This window comes from Streptomyces sp. NPDC025618 (assembly GCF_055558795.1).
The window spans coordinates 90,536-113,218 of record NZ_JBVHLW010000006.1; the positions used below are offsets into that span (position 1 = coordinate 90,536).

The 22,683-nt window shown below is 72.2% G+C and carries 24 protein-coding genes and 5 tRNA genes; 6 read left to right on the top strand and 23 right to left on the bottom strand.

Annotation, left to right across the window (positions count from 1 at the left end; genetic code table 11):
- Nucleotides 1–4 precede the first annotated feature (4 nt).
- The 4 genes from coaD to ACZ4A5_RS08495 form a co-directional block, all read right to left on the bottom strand.
- Nucleotides 5–484 carry a pantetheine-phosphate adenylyltransferase gene (gene coaD / locus ACZ4A5_RS08480; RefSeq protein WP_361527703.1) on the bottom strand — a complete coding sequence of 160 codons (480 nt, stop codon included), beginning with the start codon at nt 482–484 and terminating at the stop codon, nt 5–7.
- A gap of 26 nt (nt 485–510) precedes the next feature.
- Nucleotides 511–1,113 (bottom strand): 16S rRNA (guanine(966)-N(2))-methyltransferase RsmD, encoded by a 603-nt coding sequence (gene rsmD, locus ACZ4A5_RS08485; RefSeq protein WP_467579925.1) that lies wholly within the window; start codon nt 1,111–1,113, stop codon nt 511–513.
- Nucleotides 1,114–1,220: 107 nt separating this feature from the next.
- Entirely contained in the window at nt 1,221–3,464 is a 2,244-nt protein-coding gene (gene recG / locus ACZ4A5_RS08490; RefSeq protein WP_467579928.1) for an ATP-dependent DNA helicase RecG, read from the bottom strand.
- 67 nt (nt 3,465–3,531) lie between these two features.
- Nucleotides 3,532–5,223, bottom strand: a complete 1,692-nt coding sequence (locus ACZ4A5_RS08495; protein WP_467579931.1) for a DAK2 domain-containing protein — start codon at nt 5,221–5,223, stop codon at nt 3,532–3,534.
- 333 nt (nt 5,224–5,556) lie between these two features.
- Between ACZ4A5_RS08495 and rpmB the strand changes: the two genes are divergently transcribed.
- Nucleotides 5,557–5,742: a 50S ribosomal protein L28 gene (rpmB, locus tag ACZ4A5_RS08500; protein ID WP_087926075.1), complete on the top strand. Its 186-nt coding sequence runs from the start codon at nt 5,557–5,559 to the stop codon at nt 5,740–5,742.
- Between the two features lie 118 nt (nt 5,743–5,860).
- Here the strand turns inward: rpmB and thiD are convergent, their stop codons facing one another.
- Together thiD and ACZ4A5_RS08510 are read right to left on the bottom strand one after the other, a co-directional pair.
- Nucleotides 5,861–6,649, bottom strand: a complete 789-nt coding sequence (gene thiD / locus ACZ4A5_RS08505) for a bifunctional hydroxymethylpyrimidine kinase/phosphomethylpyrimidine kinase (protein WP_467579935.1) — start codon at nt 6,647–6,649, stop codon at nt 5,861–5,863.
- A gap of 10 nt (nt 6,650–6,659) precedes the next feature.
- Nucleotides 6,660–7,631, bottom strand: a complete 972-nt coding sequence (locus ACZ4A5_RS08510) for a thiamine-phosphate kinase (RefSeq protein ID WP_398869837.1) — start codon at nt 7,629–7,631, stop codon at nt 6,660–6,662.
- Between the two features lie 137 nt (nt 7,632–7,768).
- On the opposite strand from ACZ4A5_RS08510, the gene ACZ4A5_RS08515 reads away from it, so the two are divergent.
- Nucleotides 7,769–8,002 carry an Lrp/AsnC ligand binding domain-containing protein gene (locus ACZ4A5_RS08515; protein ID WP_361527676.1) on the top strand — a complete coding sequence of 78 codons (234 nt, stop codon included), beginning with the start codon at nt 7,769–7,771 and terminating at the stop codon, nt 8,000–8,002.
- 20 nt (nt 8,003–8,022) lie between these two features.
- The gene (locus ACZ4A5_RS08520) at nt 8,023–8,529 is read left to right on the top strand and encodes a DUF3515 domain-containing protein (protein WP_467579940.1); all 507 of its coding nucleotides are present in this window, start codon (nt 8,023–8,025) and stop codon (nt 8,527–8,529) included.
- Here the strand turns inward: ACZ4A5_RS08520 and ACZ4A5_RS08525 are convergent.
- The 3 genes from ACZ4A5_RS08525 to ACZ4A5_RS08535 are packed head-to-tail and all read right to left on the bottom strand — an operon-like array spanning nt 8,526 to nt 11,462.
- Entirely contained in the window at nt 8,526–9,680 is a 1,155-nt protein-coding gene (locus ACZ4A5_RS08525) for a D-alanine--D-alanine ligase family protein (protein WP_467579942.1), read from the bottom strand. The two genes, ACZ4A5_RS08520 and ACZ4A5_RS08525, sit on opposite strands and share 4 nt — an antisense overlap.
- A gap of 34 nt (nt 9,681–9,714) precedes the next feature.
- Nucleotides 9,715–10,716, bottom strand: coding sequence for an NAD(P)H-dependent glycerol-3-phosphate dehydrogenase (locus ACZ4A5_RS08530; RefSeq protein WP_467579944.1), 1,002 nt, complete (start codon nt 10,714–10,716; stop codon nt 9,715–9,717).
- Nucleotides 10,713–11,462: a lysophospholipid acyltransferase family protein gene (locus tag ACZ4A5_RS08535; protein WP_398869833.1), complete on the bottom strand. Its 750-nt coding sequence runs from the start codon at nt 11,460–11,462 to the stop codon at nt 10,713–10,715. The genes ACZ4A5_RS08530 and ACZ4A5_RS08535 overlap by 4 nt, the downstream gene beginning before the upstream one ends.
- Nucleotides 11,463–11,622: 160 nt before the next feature.
- Here ACZ4A5_RS08535 and cofC point away from each other — a divergent pair, with 160 nt between their 5' ends.
- The gene (gene cofC / locus ACZ4A5_RS08540) at nt 11,623–12,285 is read left to right on the top strand and encodes a 2-phospho-L-lactate guanylyltransferase (RefSeq protein WP_467580208.1); all 663 of its coding nucleotides are present in this window, start codon (nt 11,623–11,625) and stop codon (nt 12,283–12,285) included.
- Nucleotides 12,286–12,506: 221 nt separating this feature from the next.
- The gene (locus tag ACZ4A5_RS08545) at nt 12,507–12,713 is read left to right on the top strand and encodes a hypothetical protein (RefSeq protein WP_467579947.1); all 207 of its coding nucleotides are present in this window, start codon (nt 12,507–12,509) and stop codon (nt 12,711–12,713) included.
- A gap of 97 nt (nt 12,714–12,810) precedes the next feature.
- Here ACZ4A5_RS08545 and ACZ4A5_RS08550 read toward each other — a convergent pair whose 3' ends face one another.
- The 4 genes from ACZ4A5_RS08550 to leuC form a co-directional block, all read right to left on the bottom strand.
- Complete coding sequence (locus tag ACZ4A5_RS08550) at nt 12,811–13,515, bottom strand: HU family DNA-binding protein (RefSeq protein ID WP_398869830.1); 705 nt, start codon at nt 13,513–13,515, stop codon at nt 12,811–12,813.
- 125 nt (nt 13,516–13,640) lie between these two features.
- Complete coding sequence (locus ACZ4A5_RS08555) at nt 13,641–13,886, bottom strand: SCO5555 family protein (protein ID WP_116214085.1); 246 nt, start codon at nt 13,884–13,886, stop codon at nt 13,641–13,643.
- Nucleotides 13,887–14,055: 169 nt separating this feature from the next.
- A complete protein-coding gene (gene leuD / locus ACZ4A5_RS08560; RefSeq protein ID WP_467579951.1) occupies nt 14,056–14,649 on the bottom strand; it encodes a 3-isopropylmalate dehydratase small subunit in 594 nt (197 codons plus the stop codon).
- A 5-nt stretch (nt 14,650–14,654) separates the two neighbouring features.
- On the bottom strand, nt 14,655–16,088 hold the full coding sequence (gene leuC / locus ACZ4A5_RS08565) for a 3-isopropylmalate dehydratase large subunit (RefSeq protein ID WP_467579954.1): 1,434 nt from the start codon (nt 16,086–16,088) through the stop codon (nt 14,655–14,657).
- A 129-nt stretch (nt 16,089–16,217) separates the two neighbouring features.
- On the opposite strand from leuC, the gene ndgR reads away from it, so the two are divergent.
- The gene (gene ndgR / locus ACZ4A5_RS08570; protein WP_087926089.1) at nt 16,218–16,946 is read left to right on the top strand and encodes an IclR family transcriptional regulator NdgR; all 729 of its coding nucleotides are present in this window, start codon (nt 16,218–16,220) and stop codon (nt 16,944–16,946) included.
- 51 nt (nt 16,947–16,997) lie between these two features.
- On the opposite strand, the gene ACZ4A5_RS08575 is transcribed toward ndgR, so the two are convergent.
- The 10 genes from ACZ4A5_RS08575 to ACZ4A5_RS08620 form a co-directional block, all read right to left on the bottom strand.
- Nucleotides 16,998–17,990, bottom strand: coding sequence for an anti-sigma factor RsbA family regulatory protein (locus tag ACZ4A5_RS08575; RefSeq protein WP_467579959.1), 993 nt, complete (start codon nt 17,988–17,990; stop codon nt 16,998–17,000).
- Nucleotides 17,980–18,900 carry an MEDS domain-containing protein gene (locus ACZ4A5_RS08580; protein ID WP_467579962.1) on the bottom strand — a complete coding sequence of 307 codons (921 nt, stop codon included), beginning with the start codon at nt 18,898–18,900 and terminating at the stop codon, nt 17,980–17,982. The genes ACZ4A5_RS08575 and ACZ4A5_RS08580 overlap by 11 nt, the downstream gene beginning before the upstream one ends.
- An 87-nt stretch (nt 18,901–18,987) precedes the next feature.
- Nucleotides 18,988–19,060, bottom strand: a tRNA-Glu gene (locus tag ACZ4A5_RS08585).
- 36 nt (nt 19,061–19,096) lie between these two features.
- Nucleotides 19,097–19,168: transfer RNA gene (locus ACZ4A5_RS08590), tRNA-Gln, on the bottom strand.
- A gap of 12 nt (nt 19,169–19,180) precedes the next feature.
- A tRNA-Glu gene (locus ACZ4A5_RS08595) sits at nt 19,181–19,253 on the bottom strand.
- Nucleotides 19,254–19,312: 59 nt separating this feature from the next.
- Nucleotides 19,313–19,385: transfer RNA gene (locus tag ACZ4A5_RS08600), tRNA-Glu, on the bottom strand.
- 73 nt (nt 19,386–19,458) lie between these two features.
- Nucleotides 19,459–19,530, bottom strand: a tRNA-Gln gene (locus tag ACZ4A5_RS08605).
- Nucleotides 19,531–19,825: 295 nt separating this feature from the next.
- Nucleotides 19,826–21,304 carry a glutamate--tRNA ligase gene (gene gltX, locus ACZ4A5_RS08610; protein WP_467579965.1) on the bottom strand — a complete coding sequence of 493 codons (1,479 nt, stop codon included), beginning with the start codon at nt 21,302–21,304 and terminating at the stop codon, nt 19,826–19,828.
- Complete coding sequence (locus ACZ4A5_RS08615; protein WP_467579968.1) at nt 21,297–22,079, bottom strand: fumarylacetoacetate hydrolase family protein; 783 nt, start codon at nt 22,077–22,079, stop codon at nt 21,297–21,299. Before ACZ4A5_RS08615 ends, gltX begins: the two co-directional genes overlap by 8 nt.
- A gap of 90 nt (nt 22,080–22,169) precedes the next feature.
- Nucleotides 22,170–22,382, bottom strand: a complete 213-nt coding sequence (locus ACZ4A5_RS08620; protein ID WP_398869822.1) for a hypothetical protein — start codon at nt 22,380–22,382, stop codon at nt 22,170–22,172.
- Between the last annotated feature and the right edge of the window lie 301 nt (nt 22,383–22,683).

Here is a 22,683-nt window from a genome sequence, read left to right on the forward strand (position 1 = left end):
CCCGTCAGTCCCGGCCGAGCCGCTCGCCGAGCGCCTCCAGCACCAGCGGAGGCACCAGGTGGGAGACGTCGCCGCCCCAGGCCGCGACCTCCTTGACCAGGCTGGAGGACAGGAAGCTGTAGGTGGGGTTGGTGGGGACGAAGAGGGTCTCCACGCCCGACAGCCCGTTGTTCATCTGGGCCATCTGGAGCTCGTAGTCGAAGTCGCTGACCGCCCGCAGGCCCTTCACGATGGCGGGGATGTCGCGCTGCTTGCAGAAGTCGACGAGCAGCCCGTGGAACGCCTCCACCTCCACGTTGCCGTACTCCGCCGTGACCTGGCGGAGCAGGTCGATGCGCTCGTCGACGGTGAACAGGCCCTGCTTCGACTTGTTGATCATCACGGCGACGTGTACGACGTCGTACAGCTTGGAAGCGCGGGCGATGATGTCGAGGTGTCCATTGGTGACGGGGTCGAACGACCCCGGACAGACGGCGCGGCGCAACTGTGGTTCCTCGCTCTCCGGTCCATTCATGACGCGCGGGGAGATGTCGTCTCTTCGGCGCACGTCGAGGCGGCGCGACCGTACCAAAGCGTTCCCTCGCCGTAGCGACGGGCCCTCAGGGGCTCGAAGCCGTCCGGCCAGGGGAACTCCCCGCCCCTGGTGCTGCGCTCCACGGTGACCAGCGCGTCGTCCGCAAGCCAGCCCTGGGCGCGGAGTGTGAGGAGAATCTCGCGGAGATCGTCGTTCCCGACAGCGTAGGGCGGGTCGAGGAAGACCACGTCGTACGGCGCGGTGGGCACCGGCCCGGCGACGACCTGCGCGGCCTTGCCCGCGCGCACCTCGGCGCCCGGCAGCCCCACGGCGCGGACGTTGTCGCGGATCGTGCGGACCGCGCGGGCGTCGGCCTCCACCAACAGGACGTGCGCGGCGCCGCGCGAGAGGGCCTCCAGGCCGACCGCGCCGGAGCCGCCGTACAGATCCAGCACCCGGGCGCCCTCCAGGGGGCCGAAGAGCGATTCCCAGGTGGAGAACAGGCCCTCGCGCGCCCGGTCGGAGGTCGGGCGGGTGCCGGTGCCGGGCGGCACGGCCAGGCGGCGTCCGCCGGCGGTACCGGCGATCACGCGGGTCATGGGGTCCTCGGTCCTTCGCGGTCGGTCGGCGGGTCGGGTGGGCCCGCCGTCCACTCAGCCTAGAACGTACGGGGCCCGCTCACCCCCGCCCGCCGGGCGCCCCCGCCTCAGCCCTTGTCCAGATACTCCTCGCGCTCGCGGTCCAGCAGCGCGTCCAACGCCGTGCGCAGCTCGGGCAGTCGTGTCAGCTCGGGATCCGCGGCGACCACCGCGGCGGCCTCCTCGCGGGCGGCGGCGATGACCTCCTCGTCCTCGATGACCGTGAGCATCCGCAGCGACGACCGGACGCCGGACTGCGCCTGGCCGAGGACGTCGCCCTCGCGGCGCTGCTCCAGGTCGATGCGGGAGAGCTCGAAGCCGTCGAGAGTGGCGGCCACGGCGGCCAGCCGGGCGCGCGCGGGGCTCGCCTCGGGCATCTCGCTGACCAGCAGGCACAGGCCGGGCGCCGAGCCGCGGCCCACCCGGCCGCGCAGCTGGTGGAGCTGGGAGACGCCGAACCGGTCCGCGTCCATGATCACCATGACGGTGGAGTTGGGCACGTTCACCCCGACCTCGATGACGGTCGTGGCGACGAGCACGTCGACCTCGCCGGCGGCGAAGCGGCGCATGACGTCGTCCTTCGCCTCCGGCTGCATGCGGCCGTGCAGCACCTCCACGCGCAGCCCGCGCAGGGGCCCCGCGCCCAGCTGCGCGGCGATGTCGAGGACGGCGAGCGGCGGGCGCTTCTCGGCCAGGTCCTCCGCGGACGGCTCGTCCTCCTCGGACTTCTTGCGGGACTTGGCCGCCTTGGCTGCCTTGGGGCCGTCGCCCTCGTCCGCGATGTCGTCGCCGATGCGCGGGCAGACCACGTACGCCTGGTGGCCGCCCTCGACCTCCTCGCGCACCCGCTCCCAGGCGCGGGCCAGGAAGTGCGGCTTGTCCTTGGCGGGCACGACGTGGGTGGCGATGGGCGAGCGCCCGGCGGGGAGCTGGTCGAGCACCGAGGTCTCCAGGTCGCCGAAGACGGTCATGGCGACGGTGCGCGGGATCGGGGTCGCGGTCATCACCAGCAGGTGGGGCGGCTGCTTGCCCTTGGAGCGGAGCGCGTCGCGCTGCTCGACACCGAAGCGGTGCTGTTCGTCGACGACGACGAGGCCGAGGTCGTGGAAGCGCACCTTGTCCTCGATCAGCGCGTGGGTGCCGATGACGATGCCGGCCTCGCCGGTGACCAGGTCGAGCAGGGCCTGCCGCCGGGCCGCCGTCCCCATGGAGCCGGTGAGCAGCACCACCTTGGTGCCCTGCTCGGCGCCGCCGAGCAGGCCCCCTTCGGCGAGCTCGCCCATCATCTCGGTGACCGACCGGTGATGCTGCTGGGCGAGCACCTCGGTGGGCGCGAGCATCGCGGCCTGCCCGCCGGCGTCGACGACCCCGAGCATGGCCCGGAGGGCGACCATGGTCTTGCCGCTGCCCACCTCCCCCTGGAGGAGGCGGTGCATGGGGTGTTCGGCGGCGAGGTCGGTGAAGATCTCCGCGGAGACCTTGAGCTGGCCGTCGGTGAGGGTGAAGGGGAGCTTCGCGTCGAAGGCGTCGAGGAGGCCGCCGGGCACGGGTTCGCGCGCGACGGCGGGCAGTTGGGAGTCGGCGTGCCGGCGGCGGGCGAGGGCGACCTGGAGGACGAACGCCTCGTCCCACTTCAGGCGGGCCCGCGCGTCCTCGATGTCGGCCTTCGAGCGCGGGCGGTGGACCTTGCGGAAGGCGTCGGGGAGCTCGGCGAGCCCCCGGCCGTCGCGCAGCGCCGGGGGCAGCGGGTCGGCGAGGCCCCGCCAGTGCTCGGCCTCGAAGAGGCCGAGCAGGGTGTCGACGGCCTTGGTCAGCTTCCAGGACTGGAACTGCTTGCACGCCGGATAGATCGGCAGGAGCTTCCCGGCGAAGGACTCGGCGGCGTCGGCGCCGCTCTCCTTGTCGAGCAGTTCGTAGTCGGGGTGCAGGAGTTGACGGGTGTGGTTGAAGAGGGAGACCTTGCCCGCGAACATCCCCCGGCGGCCGGGCAGCAGTTCCTTCTCCCGCGCGTAGGCGCCGCGGCCGAAGAAGACGAGGGTCAGCGCGCCGCTGCCGTCGGTGACCACGACCTCCAGGCGGACGCCCTTGCCGTGGTTGAAGGTCTTCATGGCGGCCTTGGCGACCTGGGCGACGACGGTGACGTGCTCGTCGAGCGGCAGGTCGGCGAGCCGGGTCAGCTCGCCCCGCTCGGCGTAGCGGCGCGGATAGTGGTGCAGCAGATCGCCGGCCGTGTGCAGGTCGAGGTGCTCGGCCATCACCTTCGCGGTGTTGCCGCCGAGGATCTTCTTCAGGGGTTCGTCTAGCGCGGGCACGCCCCTATTGCACACCACGGCACTGACAAACCACGCTCCTCCGCCGCCCCGGGGCGGCGACAGCGCGTCACTCGACGCCGATGAGCAGCGGCGCCGCCTGCTGGCCCCCGCGGTAGACCACCGTGTCCACGGCGAGGTGGCCCTCGCGTACGTGCCGCTCCAGGCGGTCCGCGACGGAGCCGGGGACGCCCGCGCCGAGGACCAGGGTGACCATCTCGCCGCCCGCGGCGAGCATGCGGTCGAGGACGGTCTCGGCGGTCCCGGCGAGCTCCGTGCCGATGACGGCCACGTCGCCGTCGATGAGGCCGAGCACGTCCCCGGCCTGGCAGACGCCGGCCATGGTCCAGGACTGCCGCTCGGCGACGGCCAGCTCGGCGTAGCGGGTGGCGCCCGCGGCGGCGGTCATGGCGACGACGTCCTCGTCGAAGCCCCGCTCCGGCTCGTGGACGGCGAGCGCGGCGATGCCCTGGACCGCGGAGCGGGTCGGGATGAGGGCGACGCGTACGCCTTCGGTGCGGGCCTGCTCGGCGGCGGCCGCCGCGGTGTGGCGCAGCTCGGGGTCGTTGGGCAGGAGCACCACCTCGCGGGCGTGCGCGCGCCGGATGGCCGCGACCAGCTCGCCGCTGGCGGGCGGTTCGCCCGGCCCGGCGGGGACGACGGTGGCACCGGCCTCCCCGCACAGCCCGGCCAGGCCGTCGCCGGGCACGACGGTGACCACGGCGCGCTGGACGGGCTCCCGGGTGCGGGCCGCGGTCCCGGCCGCGGGGCCGAAGTGGGTGATGCGGACGCGGTGCGGGCGCCCGGCCTCGATCCCGGCCTCGACGGCCGCTCCGGCGTCGTCGACGTGCACGTGGACGTTCCACAGGCCGTCGCCGCCGACGACGACGAGCGAGTCGCCGAGCGCGTCGAGCCGGGTCCGCAGGCGGGCGACGGCGGTGTCGTCGGCGTCCAGGAGGTAGATCACCTCGAAGGCGGGGGCAGGGCGGCAGCCTGTCGTGGGTTCCGTTTCCGCGCACCACGCGCGCGTGGCCGACGCCTCGCCTCCGGTCTCCTGCCGGCCGGCGCGGTGGCCGCGCTCGCGGCGGGCCTCGGGCGGGGCGCTCTCGCCGGACAGCGCGCGGGACAGCGCCCCCAGGACCTCCACCAGGCCGAGGCCGCCCGCGTCGACGACGCCCGCCCGGCCGAGGACGTCCAGCTGGCCGGGGGTGGCCGCGAGGGCGGCGCGGGCCGCCTCGTCCGCGGCGCGGGCCACTTCCGGGGCGCCGCCGGGAGCGTCCGAGGCGGCCTTCGCCGCGGCCGCGGCGACCGTGAGCACCGTGCCCTCGACGGGCCGGGCCACGCCCTCGTAGGCGGACGCGACGGCCCGCCGCAGCGCCGCGCGCAGCGCCTCCCCGCCGTCGGCGCCGCCGGGGGGCTCCTCGGCGGCGAGGACCTCCGCCATGCCGCGCAGGAGCTGGGCCAGGATCGTGCCGGAGTTGCCGCGCGCGCCTATGAGGGCGCCGTGGGCCATCGCGCGTACGGCGTCGGGCAGGCCGGGGAGCCGGCCCGGGGCGGCGGGGCCCGCCGTGGCGTGGCCGTCGAAGACCGCCTCGACGGCGCGGGCGGCGGACTCGACGGTCAGATAGAGGTTGGTGCCGGTGTCGCCGTCCGCGACCGGATAGACGTTGATCGCGTCGATCTCCTCGCGGGCCCGTCCGAGCGCGTCGAGGGCCAGAGCGCACCAGGTGCGTACCGCGGTGGCGTCCAGCGTGTGCGGCACCTGTGTCCTCCTCGGACTCCTCGGGGCGGTGGGCAGTGACCGGCAGCGTAGTCCCGCGGCGGGCCGGTGCGGGCAGCCGGTGGGAACCCCGCGGACAGGGCCGGGAGGGGCCGGGAGGGGAGCCATGGGCCGCCGGTACGGGCCCGGCCGGTCACGGGCGGCCATGGTAGTTTCGTTGTACGGGAGCAGCCGATGTATGCTGCTCCGGTTGCCTGATGAAAATCAGGAACATCCCCTGATCCTGCCGGTCACTCAGATTTCGGCACGCAGGGATTCACCGTACGTGCCTGTTGTTCCCGCGCAAGTGGGGATGACCCGTCTTTGGAGTAACCCGTGGCTGCCAACTGCGACGTCTGCGGCAAGGGGCCGGGCTTCGGCAACGCTATTTCGCACTCGCACCGCCGTACCCCCCGTCGTTGGAACCCCAACATCCAGCGGGTGCGCGCAGTGATCGGGCGCACGCCGAAGCGGATCAACGCCTGCACCTCGTGCATCAAGGCCGGCAAGGTCTCGCGCTGAAACGCGTGATCTTTCCCGCGCAAGCGGACACCGGTCCACCTGTGGGTGGGCCGGTTTTTCGCATGTCCGGACGCGGCTGACACGGCTCCCGGGGCACCGCCCCGGGAGCCGTCGTCGTCTAGAGGCGCCAGCCGTGGTCCACGGGGCCGATCCCGGCGCCCAGCGGGAAGCCCGCGGCGATGGCGCCGGTGACGTAGTCCTTGGCCGCGGCGACGGCCTCCGGCACCCCGCTCCCCTTGGCCAGTTCCGCGGCGACGGCGCTGGCGAGGGTGCAGCCGGTGCCGTGCGTGTGGCGGTTGTCGTGGCGGGGGGCGCGCAGCCAGTGTTCCTCGGTGCCGTCGGTCAGCAGGTCGACGGCCTCGGCGCCGTCGAGGTGGCCGCCCTTGACGAGGGCCCACTCCGGCCCGAAGGCCAGCACCGCGTCGGCGGCCCGGCGCAGGCCGGCCTCCGTGGTGACGTGGACGCCGGTGAGCCAGGCGGCCTCGTCGAGGTTGGGGGTCACGACGGTCGCCACGGGCAGCAGCTTCGTGCGCAGCGCGTCGAGCGCGGAGGCGGCGAGCAGGGGGTCGCCGTGCTTGGAGATGCCCACCGGGTCGACGACCACGGGGGCGTCGAGTCCGGTGAGGAGTTCCGCGACGGTCTCCACGAGCCCGGCCGAGGCGAGCATGCCGGTCTTCACGGCCTGGACGCCGATGTCGTCGACGACGCTGCGGTACTGCGCGCGCACCGCCTCGGCGGGCAGTTCCCAGACGCCCTGCACCCCGCGGGAGTTCTGCGCGGTGACGGCGGTGAGCACGCTCATGCCGTGCACGCCGAGGGCGAGCATCGTCTTGAGGTCGGCCTGGATGCCCGCACCGCCGCCGGAGTCGGATCCGGCGACGGTCAGCACGCGTGGAGGTATCGGCATGCCGCCGAATCTACTCGTCGGGCTCGGCGTCGCCGAAGTGGTCCCAGCCGCCGGTCTTGTCCCAGGGCGCGCCGTCGACGGTCACCTGCGGGAGCGCGGAGGGGCTGACGACCTCGCCGATGACCTTCCAGCGGGCCGGGAGCTTCACATCCGGCGGGAAGGTGGCCACGATGGCGTGGTCCTCTCCCCCGGTGAGCACCCACTGCAGGGGGTCGACGCCGACCGCCTGCCCGATGTCGGACATCTGGGTGGGCACGTCGATCGCGGCGGTCCGCAGGTCGATGCGGACCTTGCTGGCCTCGGCGATGTGCCCGAGGTCGGCGATCAGGCCGTCGCTGACGTCGGTCATCGCCGTGGCGCCGAGCCCGGCGGCGGCGGGGCCCGCGTGGTAGGGCGGCTCCGGGCGCCGGTGGGCCTCGACGAAGGCGCGCGGCGAGCGGAAGCCCCGGACGAGCACGGCGAGTCCGGCGGCGGACCAGCCGAGCCAGCCGGTGACCGCGACGACGTCGCCGGGCTGTGCGCCGGAGCGGGTGACCGGCTCGTGGTTGCGCAGGTCGCCCAGGGCCGTGATGGCCACGGTGATGGTGTCACCGCGCACCACGTCGCCGCCGACCACGGCGGCTCCCGCGACCTGGCACTCGTCGCGGATGCCGTCCATCAGCTCGGTCGGCCAGGTGGCGGGCAGTTCGGCGGGCACGACGAGGGCGAGCAGGACGGCGGTGGGGACCGCGCCCATGGCGGCGATGTCGGCGAGGTTCTGCGCGGCGGCCTTGCGGCCGACGTCGTACGCCGTGGACCAGTCGCGACGGAAGTGCCGCCCTTCCAGCAGCACGTCCGTACTCGCCACGACCCTGCGGTCGGGCGCGGCGACCACCGCGGCGTCGTCACCCGGCCCGAGCCGGACCGCCGGGGTGGTGGTGAGCCGGGAAGTAAGCTCTCTGATGAGCCCGAACTCCCCCAACTCGCCCACGGTGCCTTTCACTGAGCTCCTCCTAGGAGTATCGGTTGTGACATTCGCCGCGCCGCGCAGTCAGCGCGGGTCTCCCCGCGCCGTACGGCGACGCGGTACCGTGGCGTCTCTTCTCCCCACATGATCCTCGTAGCCGCCCTGGAGGTTCCGTGGTACAGGCGTACATCCTGATCCAGACCGAGGTCGGCAAAGCGTCGACCGTGGCCGAAGTCATCGGAAAGATCACGGGAGTGATCCAGGCCGAGGACGTGACCGGTCCGTACGACGTCATCGTGCGCGCCCAGGCCGAGACGGTCGACGAGCTCGGCCGGATGGTGGTCGCGAAAGTCCAGCAGGTGGAGGGCATCACCCGCACACTGACCTGCCCGGTCGTCCATCTGTAGGTCCCCCGTATGCTCGCCCGGTGAAGTTCTCGCCCCGCCGGTCGCTCGGCCTGCCCGCTGTCGTCGTACTGTTCGCCGCCGTTGGCTGTTCCTCGGGCAACGACACGGCGGGCCCCGCGGTTCCCACGCCGCCGGCGCGGGCGGTCGAGCCCTGCCGGGCACTGCACAAGGCACTTCCGGAGTCCGTGGACGGGATGAAGCGGCGCGCTGCCGCTCCCGCCTCGGACTTCACCGCTGTCTGGGGCGACCCGCCGATCGCGCTGCGCTGCGGGGTGCGGCGCCCCGAGATCATCCGGGAGGGGTCCAAGACGTACGCGCCCTCCACGGGCTCGGTCGAGGCCGACGGTGTGGAGTGGCTGCCGGAGCAGCGGTCCGACGGGAGCATCCGCTGCACCACCGTGCACCGGGAGGTGTGGGTGGAGGTGACGCTGCCGAAGAAGGTCGTCGGTGACGCCGGCGATCTCGGTGCGCTCACCGATCTCGCCGACGCCGTCAAGAAGACGATCCCCTTCGGCTACGTCGACTAGCGCAGGCCCGTGGAGCGGCGCAGCGCCGCCTGGATCAGCGCGTCGACCAGCTCGGGGTAGCTCATGCCGCTCTCCTGCCACATCCGCGGGTACATCGAGATGGGCGTGAAGCCGGGCATGGTGTTGATCTCGTTGATGACGAACTCGCCGTCCTCGGTGAGGAAGAAGTCCGCGCGGACCAGGCCCTCGCAGGAGACGGCGTCGAATGCCTGGACGGCCAGCTCCTGGACGCGCGCCGTCTGCTCCGGCGTCAGCGGCGCCGGGACGATGCCCGCGGCGGAGTCGATGTACTTCGCCTCGAAGTCGTAGAAGTCGTGGGCGGTGACCGGCGGGATCTCGGCCGGGACGCTCGCGCGCGGCCCGTCCGCGAGCTCCAGCACGCCGCACTCGATCTCCCGGCCGCGCAGCAGCGACTCCACGATGATCTTGGGGTCGTGGCGCTGGGCCTCGGCGATGGCGTCGTCCAGGCCGGCGAGGTCGTCGACCTTGGTGATGCCCATGGAGGAACCGGCGCGGGCGGGCTTCACGAAGAGCGGCCAGCCGTGCTCACCGGCGAAGTCGACGATCTTCTTGCGGGCGGCGGCCGGATCGGCCTGCCACTCGCGCGGGCGGACCACCTCGTACGGACCGACGGGCAGGCCGTAGGAGATGAAGACCCGCTTCATGTACTCCTTGTCCTGGCCGACGGCCGAGGCGAGCACACCGGCACCCACGTAGGGGATGCCGGAGAGCTCCAGCATGCCCTGGAGGGTGCCGTCCTCGCCGTACGGGCCGTGCAGCACGGGGAAGACGACGTCGACCTCGCCCAGCGCCTTGGGGACGGTGCCCGGCTCGGTGTAGACGACCTCGCGGGAGGCGGGGTCGACCGGCAGCACCACGGTGCCGTCGGGCGAGCGGTCGAGCTCGGCGACGCTCGGCAGCGTGCGGCCGGCGATGGCCATCCGCTCGGGGTCGTCGGCGGTGAGCGCCCAACGGCCGTCGGTGGTAATGCCGATCGGCAGCACGTCGTACTTCGTACGGTCGATCGCGCCCATGACGGCGCCGGCGGTGACGACCGAGATCGCGTGCTCGGAACTGCGACCGCCGAACACGACCGCGATGCGCGGCTTACGGCTCCGGTCAGGGCTCTGGGTGGTGGTCTCGCTGCTCATATCGCGACGAGACTACCTGGTGGTACGGGGTGCGTCAGTGCCGCTCGGGCTTGGCGCTGCGCGACATCAGCTCCTTGAGGGCCACCAGCGGCGGCTTCCCCTCGTGGACGATCTCCACGACGGTCTCCGTGATCGGCATGTCGACGTCGTGCCTGCGCGCCAGATCCAGCACGGACTCACAGGACTTGACACCCTCGGCGGTCTGCTTGGTGACCGCGATGGTCTCGGCGAGGGTCATGCCGCGGCCGAGGTTGGTGCCGAAGGTGTGGTTGCGGGAGAGCGGCGAGGAGCAGGTGGCCACGAGGTCGCCCATCCCGGCGAGGCCGGCGAAGGTGTGCGCGTCGGCGCCCATGGCGAGGCCGAGCCGGGTCGTCTCGGCCAGGCCGCGGGTGATGAGCGACGCCTTGGCGTTGTCGCCGAGGCCCATGCCGTCGGCGATGCCGACGGCGAGCGCGATGACATTCTTGACGGCGCCGCCCAGTTCGCAGCCGACGACGTCGGTGTTGGTGTACGGGCGGAAGTACGGCGTGTGGCAGGCCGCCTGGAGCCGCTTGGCCACGGTCTCGTCCCGGCAGGCGACGACGGCCGCGGCGGGCTGCCTGGCGGCGATCTCCTTGGCGAGGTTGGGCCCGGTGAGGACGGCGACGCGGTCGGCGGAGACCTTGGCGACCTCCTCGACCACCTCGCTCATCCGCTTGGCGGTGCCCAGTTCGACGCCCTTCATCAGGGAGACGAGGACGGTGTCGGCGGCCAGCAGGGGTGCCCACTCGGTGAGGTTGCTCCGCAGGGTCTGCGAGGGCACGGCGAGGACGGTGAAGTCCGCGCCGGCGGCGGCCTCGGCGGGGTCGGTGGTGGCCCGCACGCCCGCGGGGAGCTCGGTGCCCGGGAGGTAGTCGGCGTTGACGCGGGTGGTGTTGATCGCCGTCACCAGGGACTCCCGGCGGCCCCACATCGTCACCTCGCAGCCCGCGTCGGCGAGGATCATCGCGAAGGCGGTGCCCCAGGATCCGGTGCCGTAGACGGCGCAGCGCGTCACTTGGTGTCCTCCTGGGCCTGGCGGCGGGCCGCGGCGCGCGCCTTGCGGTGGTTGTACGGCTCGGCGGGGGCACTCTCGCCGCGGAGTTCGGCGAGGAGGGCGGTGATGGCGGCCATGATCTCGTCGGTGGCGGCGCGCAGCACCTCGGCGGTGGGTTCCTTGCCGTAGTACGCGGAGAGGTCGACGGGCGGGCCCGCGAGGACCTTGAGCGTCTTGCGGGGGAAGAGCCGGAGCTTGTTCTCCTTGGCGTACGGCGGCATGGCCTCGTTGGCGCCCCACTGGGCGACCGGGATGACGGGCGCCTGGGTGAGCAGTGCCACACGGGCGGCGCCGGTCTTGCCCTCCATCGGCCACATCTCGGGGTCGCGGGTGAGGGTGCCCTCGGGGTAGAAGGCCACGCACTCGCCCTTGTTGATGGCGTCGACGGCGGCCCGGAAGGCGGTGGCGGCGTCGGTGGTCTCGCGGTAGACCGGGATCTGCCCGGTGCCGCGCAGCACCGCGCCGACGAAGCTGCCCTTGAACAGCGCCGCCTTGGCCAGGAAGCGGGGGACGCGGCCGGTGTTGTACTGGAAGTGCGCGTAGGAGAGCGGGTCGAGATACGAGTTGTGGTTGACCGCGGTGATAAACCCGCCGTCGGCCGGAATGTGCTCCATTCCGCGCCAGTCCCGCTTGAACAGAACCACGAGCGGCGGTTTTGCCAACACCGCCGTAAAGCGGTACCAGAAGCCGATTCTGTGGCGGGACACTCGGACACCCTTCTCTCGGGACCTGGGAGCTGTATGAACCCGGGGGCCGCACAAGTGTCGCCCCAGGTACCCGGTCTGTCGAGAACACCGTAACCCCGCGCCCCTCGCGTGACTGAGGCAGCGGGTGACAATGAGGCTGATGCGAAGAGAGGGGGCGGATGTGGCCTGGACCCTGGTGGTGCCGCTGAAGCCGCTGTCCCAGGCCAAGAGCCGCCTCGCGCAGGGGACCGGGCACGCTCCGCGGCCCGCCCTCGCGCTGGCTTTCGCCCTGGACACGGTGGCGGCCGCGCTGGCCTGTCCGGCGGTGGGGGGTGTGGTGGTCGTCACGGACGATCCGCTCGCCGGCGCGGAGCTGACGGCCCTCGGGGCCCGGGTGCTGCCCGAGCCGGCGGGGCCCGGCGGGCTGAACGGCGCGCTGGCGCACGGCGCGCGCACCGTGCGGGCGCGAAGTCCGCGGTCCGCGGTGGCGACGCTCAACGCGGACCTGCCGGCGCTGCGGCCGGTGGAACTCGGGCGGGTGCTCGATTCCGCGGCGGAATTCCCGCGGGCTTTTCTCGCGGACGCGGCGGGAATCGGGACGACGCTTCTCGCGGCGGCTCCCGGAATGGAATTGGCTCCGGCGTTCGAGGGCCGTTCGCGCGCCCGTCACCGTGCGTCGGGAGCCCGGGAGATCGAGCTGACAGGGGTCGATTCCGTGCGCCAGGACGTGGACACGGAGGCCGATCTGCGGACGGCGCGGGCGCTGGGCCTCGGCCCGCGGACGGCCGCGGCGGCGGGCCTGCCGGCGGGCGGACCGGGACTGGCGGGCCAGGCGGTGCCCTGAGGGTTTACCGCCGCCCGAAGCCGCCCGGGGCCGCCTGATGCCGTCCTGGTGCCGTCCGGTGCAGCCCCGGGCCGCACAAGGCCACCCGATGTCGCCCGGCGCCCCGGACGGCACCCCGGCCACCGCTCGCCGCCACCGCCCGGCTCCCCCGCCCGGCTCCTCCCGCCCGCCGGGCCCGGGGACGGGCGGGCCACCCGGCGCCGCGGGCGTAGGCTCGACCCATGCAGGCCACCGCGTACACCTACGACCCTCAGACCCGCTCCGGCAGTGTGCTGCTGGACGACGGCACCCCGGTGCCCTTCGACGCCGCGGCGTTCGACGCCGGCGGTCTGCGGCTGCTGCGGCCCGGCCAGCGGGTGCGGATCGAGTACGCGGGTCAGGGCGAGAGCGCCGGGAACATCTCCCTGGTGACGCTCCAGACCTTCTGACTCCAGAGCTTCTGAACGGCCCTCCAGGGGCCGCGCACACACCGCGGGCCGGGCTCCCCGGAGGGAGCCCGGCCCGGCGCGTGACGCGGTCGCAGCCTTACTTCTTGGCGGCGGCCTTCTTGGCGGTGGTCTTGCGCGCCGTGGTCTTGCGCGCCGGAGCCTTGGTCGCCGTGGCCTTCTTGGCGGGCGCGGTCTTCTTCGCAGCCGCCTTCTTGGTGGTGGCGGTCGCCTTCTTGGCCGTCGTGGTGGCCTTCTTGGCGGCGGCCTTGGTGGCCGTGGTGGCCTTCTTGGCCGGGGTGGCCTTCTTCGCCGTGGTCTTCTTCGCGGCGGCCTTGGTGGCGGTGGCCGTCGTCTTCTTGGCGGTGGTCTTCTTCGCCGTGGTCTTCTTGGCGGCCGGGGTCGCCTTCTTCGCGGTGACCTTCTTGGCGGTGGCCTTCTTGGCCGCGGCCTTGGCCGTCACCTTGGTGCCGCCCGAAAGGCTGCCCTTCGGCGCCTTCTTCACGGCGACGTCGTTCTTCGGCAGCTTCTTCGAGCCGCTCACCAGGTCCTTGAAGCCCTGGCCCGCGCGGAAGCGCGGCACGGAGGTCTTCTTGACCCGCACGCGCTCACCCGTCTGCGGGTTGCGGGCGTAACGGGCCGGACGGTCGACCTTCTCGAACGAGCCGAAGCCGGTGACCGAGACCCGGTCCCCGGCGACAACTGCACGGACGATCGCGTCGAGTACCGCGTCGACCGCGTCTGCGGCCTGCTGACGGCCACCGAGCTTGTCGGCAATCGCTTCAACGAGCTGCGCCTTGTTCACGTCTTCCCCTTCGGAGACATTGCTGGAACGAATGCGTTCCAGCCTTTTCGCACGTTAGGCAGATATATACCGCAAATCAAACACGAAACGGTCTAATCACCCTTGTGCCGCAACGAACTCGACCATCACGGAGTTCCGTCACGGTCGGGCTCTTCGGGGAAACGGCCCTCGTCGAGGTCGTTCATCAGCCGGTCCAGACGCTTTGCCGCGCCTGAGAGATCGTGCTTTGCCGCGGCCGTGATGGCCAGCAGCTTCCGGGACAGCGCCATCCGTACGCCCTCCGGGACTTGCAGTGTGCGCACCCTGGTGTGCGCTTGCTTGAGTTGGTCGGCGACGAGCCGGTAAAGCTCGAGTTGGCTGTCGCGTTCCATGCACCGATTGTGCCATCTGAGGCGAGTTGTCGCTTCACAGGGCCTCAACAAAGCGATGCGCCCCCTGTCCGAAGACAGGGGGCGCATCATGTCAAACCCTGGGTGAGCAGCGAAAATCCGGGTCCCCACAAGCGTGTCGGCCAGCGGCCGAACGGGGCTGAAATCCGTGTCAGAACTGGGCCGTGGACGGCTTGTACGCGGGCCTGCGGGCTTCGAAGGCGGCGATGTCGGCCTCGTGCCGGAGGGTCAGCCCGATGTCGTCCAGACCCTCCAGCAGACGCCAGCGCGCGTTCTCGTCAAGCTCAAAACCAGCCGTGATGCCCGCGGCCCGGACCTGGCGCCCGACGAGGTCGACCGTCACCTCGGCGGTGGGGTCGGCCTCGGTCAGCCGCCACAGGGCGTCGACGGTCTCCTGCGGCAGGACGACGGTCAGCAGCCCGTTCTTGAGCGAGTTCCCGCGGAAGATGTCGGCGAACCGGGACGAGATGACCGCCTTGAAGCCGTAGTTCTGGAGCGCCCAGACGGCGTGTTCGCGGGAGGAGCCGGTGCCGAAGTCGGGGCCCGCGACCAGGACGGTGGCCCCCTGGCGCTCCGGGCGGTTCAGCACGAACTCCGGATCCTTGCGCCACGCCTCGAAGAGCCCGTCCTCGAAGCCGTCGCGGGTGACCTTCTTGAGCCAGTGCGCCGGGATGATCTGGTCGGTGTCGACGTTGCCGCGGCGCAGCGGTACGGCCCGGCCGGTGTGCGTGGTGAAGGCTTCCATGTCTCTCAGACCCCTACGGAAGTGCGGACGTCGGACGCGTCGGCCAGGTCGGCCGGGGAGGCCAGCCGGCCCAGGACCGCGGTGGCGGCGGCGACCTGGGGCGAGACCAGGTGGGTGCGGCCGCCCTTGCCCTGCCTGCCCTCGAAGTTGCGGTTGGAGGTCGACGCGGACCTCTCGCCGGGCGCGAGTTGGTCGGGGTTCATGCCCAGGCACATGGAGCAACCCGCGTGCCGCCATTCGGCCCCGGCGGCGGTGAACACCTTGTCCAGCCCTTCCGCGACGGCCTGGAGGGAGACGCGCACGGAGCCGGGGACGACCAGCATCCGGACGCCGTCGGCGACCTGCCGGCCGTCGAGGACCGCGGCGGCGGCGCGCAGGTCCTCGATGCGGCCGTTGGTGCAGGAGCCCACGAAGACGGTGTCCACACGGATGTCGCGCAGCGCCTGACCCGCCGTCAACCCCATGTATTCCAGGGCCTTTTCGGCCGCGAAGCGGTCGGAGGGGTCAGTGTAGGAGGCGGGGTCGGGGACGTGCGCCGACAGGGGCGCGCCCTGGCCCGGGTTGGTCCCCCAGGTGACGAACGGCGAGAGCTCGGTGGCGTCGATGACCACCTCGTGGTCGAAGACGGCGTCGTCGTCGGTGCGCAGGGTGCGCCAGTAGGCGACGGCCTCGTCCCAGTCGGCGCCCCGGGGTGCGTGAGGGCGGCCTTCGAGGTAGGCGAAGGTGGTGTCGTCGGGGGCGATCATCCCGGCGCGGGCGCCCGCCTCGATGGACATGTTGCAGACGGTCATCCGCGCCTCCATCGAGAGCTTCTCGATGGCCGGGCCGCGGTACTCGATGACGTAACCCTGGCCGCCGCCGGTGCCGATGCGGGCGATGACCGCGAGGATCAGGTCCTTCGCCGTGACGCCCTCGGGCAGTTCGCCCTCGACGGTGACGGCCATCGTCCGGAAGGGGGCCAGCGGCAGGGTCTGGGTCGCGAGGACGTGCTCGACCTGGCTGGTGCCGATGCCGAACGCCAGCGCGCCGAAGGCGCCGTGGGTGGAGGTGTGGCTGTCGCCGCAGACGACGGTGGTGCCGGGCTGGGTCAGGCCCAGCTGCGGTCCCACGACGTGGACCACGCCCTGCTCGACGTCGCCCAGCGGGTGCAGCCGCACGCCGAACTCCGCGCAGTTCTTGCGCAGGGTCTCCAGCTGGGTGCGGGAGACGGGGTCCGCGATCGGCTTGTCGATGTCGAGGGTGGGCGTGTTGTGGTCCTCGGTGGCGATGGTGAGGTCGAGGCGGCGCACCGGGCGGCCCGCCTTGCGCAGCCCGTCGAACGCCTGCGGGCTGGTCACCTCGTGGAGCAGGTGCAGGTCGATGAAGAGGAGGTCGGGCTCGCCCTCGGCGCGCGTGACGACGTGGTCGTCCCAGACCTTCTCCGCGAGTGTCCGTCCCATCGCTGTCCCTCCGGCCGGCGTCGCCGCCGGTCCCATTCGTGTGGCTCGTGGGTTGCTGTCCCTCCAGGTTGGCGGGTCCGCCGGGAAATTGAACTTGCGTTTCACAGTGTGAGACGCAAGTATCGTTTCATGGACAACTCTGGTGGCGCCTCGAGCGGTGTGGGCGTACTCGACAAGGCGGCTCTGGTTCTGAGCGCGCTGGAGTCCGGTCCGGCGACGCTGGCCGGACTGGTCACGGCGACCGGGCTCGCGCGCCCGACGGCGCACCGGCTGGCGGTCGCGCTGGAGCACCACCGCATGGTGGCGCGGGACATGCAGGGCCGCTTCATCCTCGGCCCCCGGCTCAGCGAGCTCGCCGCGGCGGCGGGCGAGGACCGGCTGCTGGCCACGGCGGGCCCGGTGCTCACGCACCTGCGGGACGTGACGGGCGAGAGCGCGCAGCTCTACCGCCGGCAGGGCGACATGCGGATCTGTGTGGCGGCCGCCGAGCGGCTGTCCGGATTGCGGGACACGGTGCCCGTCGGCTCGACGCTGCCGATGAAGGCCGGTTCCGCGGCGCAGGTGCTGATGGCGTGGGAGGAGCCCGAGCGGCTGCACCGCGGCCTCCAGGGGGCCCGCTTCACGGCGACGGCGCTCTCGGGCGTGCGGCGGCGCGGCTGGGCCCAGTCGATCGGCGAGCGGGAGCCCGGCGTCGCCTCGGTCTCCGCGCCCGTGCGCGGCCCGTCCAACCGCGTGGTCGCCGCCGTCTCGGTCTCCGGTCCCATCGAGCGCCTCACCCGGCACCCGGGCCGGATGCACGCCCAGGCGGTCATCGACGCGGCCGTGCGCCTCAGCGAGGCCCTGCGCCGCAACGGCTGACCGGCCGGACCCCGTACGGAAGCCCTGTGAGGGCGGGCGCGGCGCCCGCCCTCACAGGGCTTCCGCGTCCGTCGGCCCGGCGATGCGCAGGGTGACCCCGGTGCCGCCGTCCCGGGGCCGTACGTCCAGGAAGTCGCTGAGGCGGCGGGCGAGCCAGAGGCCGTCCTCGCCGCCCGGGTCCGCCCCGGGCGGGAGATAGCCCGCGAGCGCGGGCACGGGGGCGCTGTGCGGCCCGGGGCGCCACAGGTCGTACACCAGGGCCCCCGGCTCCTCCCAGGCGCTCAGCGTGACCCGCGCGCCCCCGGCGGCCTCCAGCAGGTGGTCCGCCGCCTCGTGGACGGCGAGCTCGGCCAGGGCGAGCCGCTCGCCACGCAGGCCCGCCGCGGCGGCCCGGGCGCGGGCGAAGCGGCGCAGGGCGGCGGGGTCGGCCGTCGGCGGGGCCAGGACGGCCGAGGCCGGCGGCGGGAGCTCCGGGGGTGACAGCGAGGCCGTGTAGCCCGCCGGGTCGCGGTAGGCGGCGCAGGGCGTCACGTGCTCGCCGTCCAGCCGCGCGGGATGGGTCGCGCAGGCCGCCTCGATCACGTCGGCCGGCACGGCGCGGGTGTCGTACGGGCAGACCATCCACAGCGGCAGCGCGGCCAGCAGCAGGTTCAGGCCGGACTCCATGCGTTTCCACTCGGCTCTCTGGCGGGCGGATCTGCCGCTCCACACCGGCTCGGCGATCATCCGCATGCGCAGGCCGGGCCGGGCGCGGCGCTCGTGGTAGCGCAGGAAGGCGAGGACCCGCTCGACGGGCCTGCGGCCGAAGTACGCGGTCTCGGCGGTGTCCAGGGCGCGCGCGCCGTCCCCGAGGGCGGCGCGCAGCAGCTCGATGTTGGCGGACGTCGTCGCGGCCAGCACCGGTTCCCCGGCGGCCAGCCCGGCGCGGACGAAGGGCACCGCCATGGCCAGGAACTCCGCGTCGCTCCCGTACGGACAGGCGTGGTGGACGAACCCCCGCCCGGGCCCCGCCGGCTCGTCGGGCCCCCCGTGCTCAGCAGGCATGGGCGGCCCCCAGCCGCAGGCCCGGGGTGCGGTCCCAGCCGATGAGGGTGATGACGTGCAGCAGATGGGGTGGCATCCCGGCCAGTTCGACGGTGCAGTGGCGGGCGGCGCGGGCCCTGGCGAAGGTCATCAGCAGCCGCAGCCCCGTCAGGTCGAGGAATTCCACTCGCGACATCTCCAGGCGGACGTCGCCCCGGACGGAGGCGACGGACTGGAGGGCGTCGCGCAGGTGCCGGTGCGAGGCGGTGTCGACCACCCCTTCGATGCGCAGGCCCGGCGGGTCGAAGGTGCGGAGGACGACGAGTTCGGCGGTGCGGATGACGGGATCCACTTCGACGCTCCTGGGGTGAGCCGATGCGAAGGCGTCCAGGGCGGCGGGGTCGCAGCGGCGGGTGTCGCACTGGCAGACCGCCAGCGCCTCCCCGGAGCCGAACTCCGCGGCCAGCAGGGCCTCGTAGCGCAGCAGCCGGGAGACGTCCCGGCCGTCGCACAGAGCGGTGCACAGATCCCCCGTGACGCGCAGCGCGCGATAGCCCTCGCTGCGGGAGCGGTCGACGGCCGCCCGCAGCGAGCCGACTAACGCCTCGGGGTCCAACTCGCCCTGCCGCGGGGCGAGCTCGGCCGCCCGGAGCACCTCCAGCTGCCCGGCGGGCACCGGGGGCGGTCCGGTGAAGCGGCACTGCTCCAGCAGTTCTCCCGGTCCCCCGGGGCCGTCCGCGCCCGCCAGATAGAGGATCTTGTGCTTCGCGTCCAGGCCCGCGAGCAGGAATCCCCGCAGGACCGACGCCCGTTCCTCGTCCGTGGCGTAGAGGGCGCAGACGTGGTCGCCGGGGCGGAGGTCACCGACGTGGACCGTGCCGGCCGTGCCGCTCGTGCCGCCGGGGTGTCGCGCGCCGTCGGTATGGGCCATGCGTGGATTATCGGGCCCGGTACGTGCCTGCGGAAGCCCACACGAAAAAATGCCCCCCGCTTATGCGGGAGGCATCTTTCCTTTTTGTACCCCCGACCGGATTCGAACCGGCGCTACCGCCTTGAGAGGGCGGCGTGCTAGGCCGCTACACAACGGGGGCCTGCTTTGCTGCTTTGCAGAGCTATCGCTCTCTGCGCTGGGCTACCAGGACTCGAACCTAGACTAAGGGAACCAGAAACCCTCGTGCTGCCAATTACACCATAGCCCATGGTGTTACCCGTACCCCCGACCGGATTCGAACCGGCGCTACCGCCTTGAGAGGGCGGCGTGCTAGGCCGCTACACAACGGGGGCCCTAGCGATCCATTCCTCGCCTCCGGGAAATCTCCGGATGGTGATGAATTCAGGATCTGTACCCCCGACCGGATTCGAACCGGCGCTACCGCCTTGAGAGGGCGGCGTGCTAGGCCGCTACACAACGGGGGCTCGCACTGCGCTTTACTGCTTTGTTTACTGCGTTTCCTACTTTATCAAAAGAAATCCGAGTGAATTTCTTTTGCTGGGGTACCAGGACTCGAACCTAGACTAAGGGAACCAGAAACCCTCGTGCTGCCAATTACACCATACCCCACCGGAACTCGACCTCCCTGAAGGGGTCTTGTTCGGGCTTGCTCCGTCCGTTCCGGCCTCTCGGCCCTCTCGGGCGGCGCAGGAAGAACATTACCCGAAGGTGGAGGGTGCTCCAAAACCGATAAGCCCGCGCAGCGGCCGGGACACCTCCCCGAGGTGCCCGGGGCGTCACGCGAGGGCGCCGGGCGGCCCCCGCGCGCCCCGTAAGGGCCCTGGCGCCGCGAAAGGCCGAGGGCCCTCTCCCGCGGTCGCGTACCGCTGGAGAGGGCCCTCGGCCCGGACGTATGCCGCTACGGCTACGCGGCCAGCTTCGCCAGCGCCGCGTCGATGCGGGCGAAGGTGCGCTCGCGGCCCAGGATCTGCAGGGACTCGAAGAGCGGCAGGCCGACCGTGCGGCCGGTGACGGCCACGCGGAGGGGGGCCTGCGCCTTGCCGAGCTTCAGGCCGTGCGCCTCACCGGCGGCCAGCACGGCGTCCTTGAGGGCGTCGGGGCTCGACCAGTCGGCAGCCTCGAGCTTCTCGCGGACCGTGCGCAGCAGCGCGTCGGAGCCCTCCTTCATGGCCTTGGCCCAGGACGCCTCGTCCCGCACCGGCTCCTTCAGGAAGAGGAAGTCGACGTTGGCCGTGATGTCCGACAGCACCGTGACGCGGGTCTGGGCGTACGGGGCGATCGCCTCCCAGGCCGCCGGGTCGAAGTCCTCCGGGGCCCAGTTGGCGTGCGGGGCCCGCAGCCACGGGGCGCACGCCTCGGCGAACGCCTTCGCGTCGAGGCGCCGGATGTGGTCGGCGTTGATCGCCTCGGCCTTCTTCAGGTCGAAGCGCGCCGGGTTGGCGTTGACGTCGGCGAGGTCGAACTTCGCCACCATCTCGTCGATCGAGAAGATGTCCTGGTCGGCCGAGAACGACCAGCCCAGCAGCGAGAGGTAGTTGAGCAGGCCCTCGGGGAGGAAGCCACGCTCCCGGTAGAGGTTCAGGGACGCCTGCGGGTCGCGCTTGGAGAGCTTCTTGTTGCCCTCGCCCATGACGTACGGCAGGTGGCCGAAGGCCGGGATGTCCTTGGCGACGCCCAGCTCGATCAGCGCCTTGTAGAGCGCGATCTGGCGCGGGGTGGAGGACAGCAGGTCCTCGCCGCGCAGCACGTGCGTGATCTCCATCAGCGCGTCGTCGACGGGGTTGACGAGCGTGTAGAGCGGGGCGCCGTTGGCACGGACGATGCCGTAGTCGGTGACGTTCTCCGCCTGGACGGTGATCTCGCCGCGGACCAGGTCCGTGAAGGTGGTGGCCTCGTCCGGCATGCGGAAGCGGACGATGTGGCTGCGGCCCTCGGCCTCGTACGCCTGCTTCCGCTCGGCGGTCAGGTCGCGGCACTGGCCGTCGTAGCCGGACGGCTTGCCGGCGGCGCGGGCGGCCTCGCGGCGGGCGTCGAGCTCCTCGGTGGTGCAGTAGCACGGGTAGGCGTAGCCGCCGTCCAGCAGCCTGCGCGCGATGTCCCGGTAGATGTCCATGCGCTGCGACTGGCGGTACGGGGCGTGCGGGCCGCCGACCTCGGGGCCCTCGTCCCAGTCGAAGCCCAGCCAGCGCATCGAGTCCAGCAGCTGCTCGTACGACTCCTCCGAGTCGCGCGCCGCGTCGGTGTCCTCGATGCGGAAGACCATGGTGCCGCCGTTGTGGCGGGCGAACGCCCAGTTGAAGAGGGCGGTGCGGACCAGACCCACGTGGGGGTTGCCGGTCGGCGAGGGACAGAAACGGACGCGTACAGGAGTTGCGCTAGCCACGCTTGATCACCTTATTGGTGAGAGTGCCGATGCCTTCGATGGTGACGGCGACCTCGTCGCCGACGTTCAGGGGCCCGACGCCGGCCGGGGTGCCCGTGAGGACGACGTCGCCGGGGAGCAGCGTCATCGCCTCGGTGATGTGGACGATCAGGTCCTCGACGGAGCGCACCATGGCGCTCGTGCTGCCCAGCTGGCGCTGTTCGCCGTTGACCGTGCACATGATGCCGAGGTCACTCGGGTCGAGCTCGGTCTCCACCCAGGGGCCCAGCGGGCAGGAGCTGTCGAAGCCCTTGGCGCGGCCCCACTGGTGCTCGCTCCGCTGGATGTCGCGCGCGGTGACGTCGTTGGCGCAGGTGTAGCCGAGGATGACGTCCTTCACGCGCTCGCGCGGGACCTCGCGGCACATCCGCCCGATGACCACGGCCAGCTCGGCCTCGTGGTGCACCTCACCGGAGAAGGAGGGGTAGGCGATGGGGTCGCCGGGGCCGATCACCGTGGTGGACGGCTTGAAGAAGACGACGGGGGCGTCGGGGACCTCGTTGCCCAGCTCGTCGGCGTGCTCGGCGTAGTTGCGCCCGATGGCGACGACCTTGTTGGGCAGCACGGGCGGCAGGAGCCGCACCTTGGAGAGGGGGATCTTCTGCCCCGAGCGCTCGAATTCGGCGAAGGGGTGGCCCTTGATGATGTCGAGGACGGGGCCGCCTTCGGTTGAGGCGTCCCCTTCCACGACGCCGAAGGCGACGTTGCCGTCGATGGAGAACCTGGCGATGCGCACGGGAAGCTGTTGCCCCTTATCTGATCCGGCCGGAGTCTGACCACATCAGGCTATCGCGGGGGGCGTGTGCGGCCCGTGCGCCGCCGGACGTCAGTCCTGGGGGGCCGCGACCGGCGCGGTCATGAGGACGGTGCGGCGCGGGTTGGCCGTGACGGCGGGCAGCTCGACGGCGTGCTCGCGGGGCTCCAGGGTGCGCAGCGCCTGGGCGCTCTCCAGGTGGGCGAGCGTCGTGCGGCGCGGATTGGCGGTCTTGCGGGACACCAGCGTCGTCGTGGTCTTCGTCTTCTTGGTCGTCGTCTGCACTTGCTGCCTCGCGGTGTCGTGTGTCGCGGTCGTTTTCGCGGCCTGTGTAAAGGACCAGGCTAGGCGCGCCTATCCCCAGCCGTCCGCGCGAGAAGTCATGAGTTGCTTGTGAGTTTGCTCACGAGCATGCCGAAAAATGCCGCATAGCGGGCGTCCGCTTCGCCTTCACGAAACGGACATTGCATCGCTGAAGCTGACGTTCCGCTCCTGATCATGGCGACTGGGACACGAGGCGGCCATGGGTGCCGACGGGCCGAATTGATGTGTATGGCCCCATATAAAGGCTCTGGTCCTCTACAAC

Excerpts from the sequence above, each read along its gene's own strand:
- rsmD (WP_467579925.1), bottom strand. The coding sequence starts at position 1,113 with ATGACCCGCGTGATCGCCGGTACCGCCGGCGGACGCCGCCTGGCCGTG.
- thiD (WP_467579935.1), bottom strand. The coding sequence starts at position 6,649 with ATGCCGATACCTCCACGCGTGCTGACCGTCGCCGGATCCGACTCCGGC.
- ACZ4A5_RS08525 (WP_467579942.1), bottom strand. The coding sequence starts at position 9,680 with ATGAGCAGCGAGACCACCACCCAGAGCCCTGACCGGAGCCGTAAGCCG.
- ACZ4A5_RS08545 (WP_467579947.1), top strand. The coding sequence starts at position 12,507 with ATGCAGGCCACCGCGTACACCTACGACCCTCAGACCCGCTCCGGCAGT.
- ACZ4A5_RS08555 (WP_116214085.1), bottom strand. The coding sequence starts at position 13,886 with ATGGAACGCGACAGCCAACTCGAGCTTTACCGGCTCGTCGCCGACCAA.
- leuD (WP_467579951.1), bottom strand. The coding sequence starts at position 14,649 with ATGGAAGCCTTCACCACGCACACCGGCCGGGCCGTACCGCTGCGCCGC.
- leuC (WP_467579954.1), bottom strand. The coding sequence starts at position 16,088 with ATGGGACGGACACTCGCGGAGAAGGTCTGGGACGACCACGTCGTCACG.
- ndgR (WP_087926089.1), top strand. The coding sequence starts at position 16,218 with ATGGACAACTCTGGTGGCGCCTCGAGCGGTGTGGGCGTACTCGACAAG.
- ACZ4A5_RS08575 (WP_467579959.1), bottom strand. The coding sequence starts at position 17,990 with ATGCCTGCTGAGCACGGGGGGCCCGACGAGCCGGCGGGGCCCGGGCGG.
- ACZ4A5_RS08580 (WP_467579962.1), bottom strand. The coding sequence starts at position 18,900 with ATGGCCCATACCGACGGCGCGCGACACCCCGGCGGCACGAGCGGCACG.